Origin of the sequence: Succinimonas amylolytica DSM 2873, assembly GCF_000378405.1 — a bacterium.
GTDB classification, from domain to species: Bacteria; Pseudomonadota; Gammaproteobacteria; order Enterobacterales; family Succinivibrionaceae; genus Succinimonas; species Succinimonas amylolytica.
Genome location: NZ_KB899638.1, coordinates 113,525 through 121,099 on the forward strand (window position 1 = coordinate 113,525; position 7,575 = coordinate 121,099).

At 40.2% G+C, this 7,575-nt stretch carries 9 protein-coding genes and 1 pseudogene; 7 read left to right on the forward strand and 3 right to left on the reverse strand.

Annotated elements, in window-relative coordinates; translation table 11 throughout:
- Both F557_RS19985 and F557_RS0113315 read right to left on the reverse strand, forming a co-directional pair.
- On the reverse strand, window positions 1-578 hold a 578-nt coding region (locus tag F557_RS19985), incomplete at its 3' end, for an AAA family ATPase (protein WP_020621255.1).
- Between the two features lie 304 nt (window positions 579-882).
- Complete coding sequence (locus tag F557_RS0113315; RefSeq protein WP_019002716.1) at window positions 883-2,658, reverse strand: AAA family ATPase; 1,776 nt, start codon at window positions 2,656-2,658, stop codon at window positions 883-885.
- A gap of 944 nt (window positions 2,659-3,602) precedes the next feature.
- On the opposite strand from F557_RS0113315, the gene F557_RS0113320 reads away from it, so the two are divergent.
- Together F557_RS0113320 and F557_RS0113325 are read left to right on the forward strand one after the other, a co-directional pair.
- Complete coding sequence (locus F557_RS0113320; RefSeq protein ID WP_019002717.1) at window positions 3,603-3,866, forward strand: type II toxin-antitoxin system RelB/DinJ family antitoxin; 264 nt, start codon at window positions 3,603-3,605, stop codon at window positions 3,864-3,866.
- Window positions 3,863-4,126 (forward strand): Txe/YoeB family addiction module toxin, encoded by a 264-nt coding sequence (locus F557_RS0113325; RefSeq protein ID WP_019002718.1) that lies wholly within the window; start codon window positions 3,863-3,865, stop codon window positions 4,124-4,126. Before F557_RS0113320 ends, F557_RS0113325 begins: the two co-directional genes overlap by 4 nt.
- On the opposite strand, the gene F557_RS0113330 is transcribed toward F557_RS0113325, so the two are convergent.
- Complete coding sequence (locus F557_RS0113330; RefSeq protein WP_169335204.1) at window positions 4,111-4,398, reverse strand: restriction endonuclease; 288 nt, start codon at window positions 4,396-4,398, stop codon at window positions 4,111-4,113. The genes F557_RS0113325 and F557_RS0113330 overlap by 16 nt on opposite strands.
- A gap of 209 nt (window positions 4,399-4,607) precedes the next feature.
- Between F557_RS0113330 and F557_RS19990 the strand changes: the two are divergent.
- The 5 genes and pseudogenes from F557_RS19990 to F557_RS0113350 form a co-directional block, all read left to right on the forward strand.
- A pseudogene (locus tag F557_RS19990) lies at window positions 4,608-5,210 on the forward strand (IS256 family transposase); the annotation flags it as partial.
- 384 nt (window positions 5,211-5,594) lie between these two features.
- Window positions 5,595-6,329, forward strand: a complete 735-nt coding sequence (locus tag F557_RS21400) for a tetratricopeptide repeat protein (protein ID WP_052310525.1) — start codon at window positions 5,595-5,597, stop codon at window positions 6,327-6,329.
- Window positions 6,269-6,649 (forward strand): tetratricopeptide repeat protein, encoded by a 381-nt coding sequence (locus F557_RS23030; protein ID WP_084761649.1) that lies wholly within the window; start codon window positions 6,269-6,271, stop codon window positions 6,647-6,649. The genes F557_RS21400 and F557_RS23030 overlap by 61 nt, the downstream gene beginning before the upstream one ends.
- A 290-nt stretch (window positions 6,650-6,939) precedes the next feature.
- The gene (locus tag F557_RS0113345; RefSeq protein WP_026297923.1) at window positions 6,940-7,230 is read left to right on the forward strand and encodes a BrnT family toxin; all 291 of its coding nucleotides are present in this window, start codon (window positions 6,940-6,942) and stop codon (window positions 7,228-7,230) included.
- Window positions 7,217-7,534, forward strand: a complete 318-nt coding sequence (locus tag F557_RS0113350) for a BrnA antitoxin family protein (RefSeq protein ID WP_019002723.1) — start codon at window positions 7,217-7,219, stop codon at window positions 7,532-7,534. The genes F557_RS0113345 and F557_RS0113350 overlap by 14 nt, the downstream gene beginning before the upstream one ends.
- Window positions 7,535-7,575 lie beyond the last annotated feature (41 nt).

Here is a 7,575-nt window from a genome sequence, read left to right on the forward strand (position 1 = left end):
ATCGTTTTAAACAGTTCAAAATCCTGAGACAGAATCTGGTTGGCAAAATTATCATACTCATCGATCATTACATAAAGTCTGCTTTTTTTGGAATAGCTAATATAGGCAGCAATGAAATTGTTGAACAGGGTAACTGAATCTGACTTATCCAGATTGTCATAGTTAAAAACGAAATCAGGATATCTATTCTTGAAATCATTTATTCCAAGAGCTACCGCCGAAAAAAAACTATCGTACATGACAGTACTGCTCCGGGTGCCTACCCGAGAAAAATCAAAATCCAGTACATGATATTTGTTATGACTTTTCAGATGTTCGTTATATATGGCAGTCCCGGAAAACAGTTCCTCATATCTGTTCTCATAGGAGAGATCGTAAAAACACTTGAGCATTTGGACAAAGGTGCTCTTTCCGAAGCGTCTCGGACGGAGAAGAACGGGATACGGTGTCATGCTGTCCTGATCAAGATTCAGGATCATTCCGCTTTTGTCCACATAGGCGCGGTTTCGAAGCTTAAAACTATCATACGCAACTATGCCATAGGGAGAGTTCAGCAATTTAACTTCAGTTTCTGACATAACGCATCCTTTGTTCCATATCTGCCATCTTTGGTGAAGATCGTGCTTAAAAACCTACTGCAGGAATCCTAAACTGATCCCGAACATCTGGTAGTAAGTCTGGAGGCTTTGTGCGAGCAGATGGAAGTCACACCACCTTGGTCAGAAGGGGGGCTTCTGGAAGCGTCAGACTATATCACGCCTTCTTGTAAAAAAGATTATCACTCCCGATCCTTTAGTCGGTAACTTTGGTCGGTCTCTGCCGATTAAATTGTCATTTATTGTCATCCGGATAAACAGGGAGCCCGTTGCCTATTTTGAGATTTTATTTCAGCTTATTCCCTACAACGGTACATTCTTTTTTGCAGAAACAGATACCATATGAAAGAACTGCTTTAACATCATTTCTTTTAATATACGGTTCGGCATATTTCTTTTGAATTATCTGCTCAACGGCATCCTCGGCTATCAAAAACTTGTCTTCACTTTCGTCAGCAGTCTGCTTAAGTTCCAGAATTACGATAACGCCTCTGTTCTTCAGAGACTTGATTATCAAATCGATATAGCCGTTTCCTGACTCAAAATTGGATTTCTGCTCTTCAATGAGAGACGTGCCGTTTGCCAAAAATCCGTTCATGAAGCCGTGGTAATAGTTTTCCTTCGGAGCATTGACGGAGAAGTCTCTTATGGACACATATTTGGCCAGAAGCTCGTTAAGGCAGTCCTCGACAGATCCGGCGTCCCCCGAGAAAAATCCTTTTATCAGACTACCGGTGCTATTCCTCATAACGCTGTCATTTTTATAGAAATCCATGATTTTCGACTTGAAGCAATCCCTGATTTCCTCATTCGGAATATACAGCCGGCACTCATGTTTGTTAGCGGATCTGTACTGCGGATCAAAGGTGAGATAGCCGGTATAAAGCAGCAGAGTCCAGAAATCATTGATGTCATGTTTCTCTAAATCTCCGTAGCACAGCGCCGCTCTTACCTCCGCGGTAATGAATTCCCCGTCCAGAAGGCTTTGCATCTTGTCAACGTCATCCGGCTCTATAAACCCCATAAATTCTTCGATAACATCGTTACCGCTGGTGTTTATCCAGTAGTTGCCGGTCTGAATGAGATTTTTGTCTTTACTCAGTTTTCTGTAGTTGTCATTACAGAAGTTCATTACATCCCACGGGCAGTACATATGAGTTGTTCCAAAATGGTACCCGTCGTAATTCTTTCTCACCTCTTCGTAATAGTCCGAAAGTCCGTAGTATTTGAGGACTTCCTGAGTTTCTTCCTTGGTAAAGCCTATCCCGAAGGATATATCATCATCTCCGGAATCAAGAACCGAGCAGACCAAAAGATTATTAAGCCCGGTAAAAATACTTTCCTTGGCTGCTCTTAAACAGCCGGTAAGTACGGCTCTGTCCAAATACGTATTTGTTTTTAAGGCATTGCTTAAGAACGGACTGATTATGTCAATCATTTCCTTGTAGTAGCCGTTATGGGCCGCTTTGGCAATCGGAACGTCATATTCGTCAATAAGCAAAATGGGCTTAATGCCGTGATGTGTGTAAAGAAACCTAAGCAGGTTTTTCAGTGAATCGGTTATTTTATCTTTATTGCCGACATTGCAGATAAAATTTTTATCAGAGGCGATCTCGTTAAAAATTTTCTTATCTGCATCACTGAGTTTAGAACTTTCGGCCAGATAGCCGAATGTACAGTATAAGTCAAAAATAACACAGCCCAGCTGGTAATAAGCACGTGCAAACTCACTTCCTGACACGGACTTCAGTGAAATAAAGATTACCGGAAACTTTCCCATGTATTCACTGCAGAGTTCCTTATCCTCAAATATTTTGGTGTCTTTGAACCATTTTTCCTGAAGTGAGACATCGCCGGGATTTTCGATATTCAGAGACAGAAAGTCATAGAAGGTAGACATGGTTAGGGTTTTGCCGAAACGTCTTGGTCTGGTGATGAGCATGACTTTCGAGGTGTTTTCTTTAAAAACAGTTCTGATAAAAGGAGTTTTGTCCACGTAATAACTGTTGCTTTCAATTAATTCGTGAAATAATTCCGCTCCAATACCTATAGACTTCAGCATTCTGTTCCACCTCTGAATACGACCATCCCTATAAAAGGCCTTTCCCCAGTCCGCTATTGAAGCGCAGAAAGGCTCTATCACTGTCATTATCCCATAACCTAGTTAATCGTCAACCGCCAACATCTTATTTTTTGATAAGAATATAAGCATAAAGTATCTATCGATGACACGTCCAAAATATCAACACTTAACTTTTTACAAAAAATTTTTTCAAAAACGTCAGATTTTCCCCTCTGCCGTGGCTTACGTTATGAGAGACAGCAGATTTTTGGCTTTTCGCCGCGGTTATGCGTGGCAGGAAGCGATTTATTGTTCTCACCAGCTATTTGATTAATATGGCATTTTGTCTGAGATATACCCAAAGTTGTACGGAACTATACAATCAATCGCAAGAGGAAACTTTAATGGAAAAACAAAAACATGAATTTAAAACCAGTACTGGAGGCAATTCAATAGCATAGAATAAGCAAAACACAGAGCAGAGTAGGGGAGGGCACAACTCAAGGAAAAATGAGATCCCGATGAATCGGCACTACACCTTATCACTCAACGAAGTTGGTTAGTATTTTCACATTGGCGTTAAGAAACTGAGACATCTGCCGAATGCAACATCGGTAACTTTTCTGGCAGATTAAGAGAGTCCTGCCGTTCAAGTTCCTGCTTTTTCGGTGCTTACTCGTTGATAAGCGTTGCTTATGTAACATAACAACCAAAATCACACTTGCATAATTAGGGAGCTGTTATAACGGTTAATTTGGGTATAGCTCAAAGAACCTACCTCTTTAACTAGGTTCATAATTCAAAAAAAGGATTAAATGAACCTGGTTCACAAAGTTAACCCTAATGAACCATGACATCGAATTTTCAGGTACTGATGCAAAAAAAGATTGTAATTGTGTAGGAATTGCTATACACTGTATATACATCGATTAGAGGAGGTTTATATGGCTCAGGTGAACGTTAAGATCAATGATGCTGATAAGAAAAGAGCTGTTGAAGCCCTTAAAGAGATGGGATTAACCCTTTCCGCAGCTATTCAGATGTTTATTGCAAAAGTAGGCAGAGAAAGACGTATTCCTTTTGAAGTGTCTGCCGATCCTTTCTATTCTGATGAAAACATGGAGAGATTGATTCGTTCCGCAAAGGAAATAGAAACCACTGGTGGTACTATTCATGATTTATCAGAATTGGAAGCTAAAACAGTATGAAAAAATCATTTTCTGATGATGCATGGAATGACATTGTTTATTGGAGCACTCACGATAAGAAAGTATTTAAGAAGATATTAAAAATTCTGGAAGATATCGAAAGAAATTGGTACGTTGGAATTGGTAAGCCTGAAAGATTATCTGGGTGCTTGTCAAAGTATTGGAGCAGACGGATAGACGAGAAGAATCGTATTGTTTACAAAATTGAAAATGATACAGTATTCGTTATTCAGTGTGGTTCCCATTATAGAGATAAGTAAGATATAGAAGTGTTTTCCTGATAAAACTTGCACTGCACAGCCCAGAACTTGTCATCGCAGGTTTTGATAACCAAGTCAATGCCGATATCCGAATCGCTGAAGGATTTGCGATAGGGGAATTCGTTCCAGAGCCAGCATTCCTCAACATCATCGGCATATCTCCGGTCGGTGAGAAACCAATTCCGGATCAGCTTTTCAAAATGAGTTCCCTTTTCCTTCTGAGTTAATGATGACTCGCGGATCCTTTCAAGAATTTCGTTAATGTCTGACATTGTATTGTCCTGCAAAATAAAAACAGCTCGGATAACCATATCCGGGCCGGAGTAAAATAGAGCGGCATTCAAGAGGCCAAATGAATGTCCATTATAAACGCCGACACTTCATAAGCCAAAAGCCCCCTTTGTCTTTCCGGCGTTTAGCAAAGTCGGCAGATCCTTTATTGATTACCGGCATAAGCATCATCTTTTCTGTCCGCATCCCCAAATCCAAATGGCTGAATATACTGGACAGCCTTAAGGAACGCGGAGTAGAAGACATTTTCTTTATGTGCATGGACGGTGTATCAGGACTGGAGGAAGGCGTTAAAACCATTTTCCATAATACGGTGGTACAGCGTTGCATAGTGCACCTTATGAGAAACGCACTAGAATTCGTTCCATGCAAGGCGTATAAGGCTTTCTGCGATTCTATAAAGGCTGTATATAATGCCGTTGATAAAGAAACAGCATTGCAGAACTTCAGCAGGTTTAAGGAGCTCTGGGGCAAGAAATATCCTGGTGCCGTAAAATGCTGGGAACGTAATCTTGACACTGTACTGCAGCTGTTTGATTACCCATCGGCCATCAGAAAGCTTATATACACGACCAATGCGATAGAGAGTACAAACTCCAGCCTGAGAAAGGTAACTAAAAAGGGAACTTTCGAATCGCCGGATGCTGTTTACCGGGCTATGTATCTGAGGATACTTACGCTAAAAGAAAAGTGGGACAAGAGTCGCGTACAGAACTGGACCACAATTAAAAATGAATTTCTTCAACTACCACTTACAAAAGAGAGAATGGAGAAGTTGGTTTTTAGGAGTTAAATCACAGTTTACACAAAATAGTATTTACTCCCAACAAACCACTGTTATGTTGAACTGCTGTTACTTGCTTTTCCTTGTTGAACATTGCCTGTACCGATGAAACTGCTCAATGTAGTGATTTATATGATGCTAGTCAGTACAGCGATGCTTTTCCATTTTGTCAGCAAGCTTGCAACCTAAATGAGGGAGAATAGGGTGCCACTATCTTGGACGTGGTTACACATACGGTAAAGGGCTAACACAGGACTTTAAGCTGCAAGGTGGTTGTGATAAATATCGGATGTTTAACGAAAAGGGATATTAAGGCTTGATTTATATGTAAGAATGGACAGACAAGTTTGTCAAAGCTAACTAACCTCACTAACCTCACAAACGGAGCCGCTCATGAAAAAAACACTATTATCTTTAACTGCTGTATTGTTGAACATTGCTTGTACTGATGAGGCTACTGAATGCCGTAATTTGTATGATGCTGAACAGTTCAGCGAAGCTCTTACAGTTTGTGAAAAAGCTTGCAATATGAATAATGGAAATGGGTGCTTAACTATTGGAGAACTTTACCGCAATGGTCAAGGTGTAAAACAGGACTACCAGCAGGCGAAAATATACTTTGAAAAAGCTTGCAATATGAATAATGGAAATGGGTGCTTAAATATTGGAAAACTTTACTACAATGGTCAAGGTGTAAAACAGGACTACCAGCAGGTGAAAATATACATTGAAAAAGCTTGCAATATGAATAATGGAAGTGGGTGCTACAATCTCGGAGTTCTTTACTACAATGGTCAAGGCGTAAAACAGGACTACCAGCAGGCGAAAACATACTATGAGAAAGCCTGCAACCTGAATGAGGGATTAGGGTGCATCAATCTTGGAGTTCTTTACGAATATAGGCATGGCGTAACACGGGACTACCAGCAGGCGAAAACATACTATGAGAAAGCCTGCAATCTGAATTATGGATTAGGGTGCCGCAATCTTGGAGTTCTTTACGAATATGGGCATGGCGTAACACTGGACTACCATCAGGCGAAGACATACTATGAGAAGCCTGCAACATGTATGATGAATCAGGGTGCTTTAATCTTGGACATCTTTACATCAATGGTCACGGCGTAAGACAAGACTACCAGCAGGCGGGAACATACTTTGAGAAAGCCTGCAACCTGAGTAATGGATCAGTGTGCATCTTTATTGGCAATCTTTACGCCGATGGTCAAGGCGTAAAACAGGACTACCATCAGGCGAAAACATACTATGAGAAAGCCTGCAATCTGAATTATGGATTAGGGTGCCGCTATCTTGGAAATCTTTACGAGAATGGTGAAGGCGTAAGACAGAATTATCAAACTGCAAAAGAATACTATGGCAAGGCTTGTGATTTAGGACATCAAGGTGGTTGTGATATATACAGGGAGTTAAAACAAAAGGGATATTAAGGCTTTTTTTCCACACTCAACATGGAGTAAATACTATTTTGTGTAAACTGTGATTTAGCTCTTAAAAACTAACTTCACCATGCTCTCTCTTGCAAGTGGCCTTCTTGTTTCTACATATGGAAAATCATTCTACTGCTGAACTTTTTTGATCTCTCCATATTGGTGTAACCTGAGTTAACACGCCATTGTTAAAGTTCAGGTCAAAGTTTGCTGCACAGCACATTCTCTCACAAAGATCTTGTATTAGATGCTATTTTGTATTACAATTCTCGTTAAGATGAAAGCAAGGGGTGATTCAATTGCAATTTAGCTGGGACACAAACAAAGAGCAAAAAAACATCAAGAAGCACGGTGTTAAATTCAGTACAGCAGTTTCTGTGTTTTATGATGAGCATAGAATGATACGCTATGATTCCTATAATTCATTGTTGGAAGAAGATAGATATAAAGTTGTCGGTCTAACAAAAGAGCAGTTGATCATATTAAGTGTTGCTTATACAGTTCGTTCGGGGTGTTATAGAATTATATCGGCAAGACGTGCAACCAAAAAAGAGGAGAAGGAGTATTATGATAATTACTAAGGATTTTGATCTTAACAAGCCGTTTGAATACACGGAAGAAGATATTGCTATGCTGAAAGCACTTAAGGACAGACCTGTTGTTCCAGATGAGGAAAATCCTGAGCTTACTGATGAAGAACTACGAGAAATGGTTGAAGATAGAAGAATTCGTTTGGCTCTTCAGAGAAAGCAGGTTGTTTCTGTTCGTTTGTCTAATAGAGCATTGGAGAAAGCCAAGTCTTTTGGCAAAGGTTATACTTCGGTTCTGAGTCAAATTTTAGAGAGAGTATTAACTGACACTTCTATACTGAAGCAGCTCGTGTAATGAGATCTCCCAATGAGTAAAACCGCCGGAGAGATCCAGCG